The sequence below is a fragment of the Mesorhizobium sp. M1A.F.Ca.IN.020.06.1.1 genome, assembly GCF_004023265.1.
Taxonomy (GTDB): domain Bacteria; phylum Pseudomonadota; class Alphaproteobacteria; order Rhizobiales; family Rhizobiaceae; genus Mesorhizobium.
Map to the genome: position 1 here is coordinate 1 of NZ_RZSR01001689.1, position 581 is coordinate 581.

Consider the following 581-nt stretch of genomic DNA (forward strand, 5'->3'; position numbering starts at 1 on the left):
GGCGACGCAGAGCCTCCGTTGGCGCCGATCTGGAACAGGCTGTCGACCACCGCCTTGGCGAAGCCGGGCCCCCGGTCGAGAATGAAGGCGAACAGCCCGATGAACATGATCCGGCGGACGAGCTCGGCGAACCAGGCATCGAGCGAGGCGGCCTGCAGGGCGAGCCATACTGCGGCGATGCCAACCTCGATGCCGGCGAGGATCCAGAACAGGGAGCGGGCGGCATCCATTACCGTCGCCTCCCAGCCCTTCGCGGCTACCGAGACCTGGTTCTCGAGCGTGGTCAGCACGTTGCCCTGCTGCGCCAGCGCCGGTGCGGTAGCGAGCAGGATCAGGCCGATGACCATGAAGGTGATCTCCAGCGTGCGGGATGGGCGGACGACTACCATTGGGGTTTCATCTCCTGCCCGTCGCGAACGGAGCGGTTCGGATCGCCGCCAAAGAAGTCTTCCGTGCGCTGGCGCCGCTCGTCCGAGACCGTCGGCGCCGACCTTAGCGCCGCCGGCGGCTGAGGCACGGAGACGAACCAGGTGACGGTGAGGCCGACCAACGCGAGGACGGCGGCAAGGACCGCTATGACA

General features: G+C 67.6%; 2 protein-coding genes. Both read right to left on the reverse strand.

Features of this window, described 5'->3' with window-relative positions:
• Window positions 1–389 (reverse strand): type IV secretion system protein (locus tag EOA60_RS36365; protein WP_206628469.1); only part of this gene is annotated, 389 nt, incomplete at its 3' end.
• Window positions 383–581: entry exclusion protein TrbK (trbK, locus tag EOA60_RS36370; RefSeq protein WP_348632759.1), on the reverse strand; the 199-nt coding region annotated here is incomplete at its 5' end. The genes EOA60_RS36365 and trbK, both read right to left, overlap by 7 nt.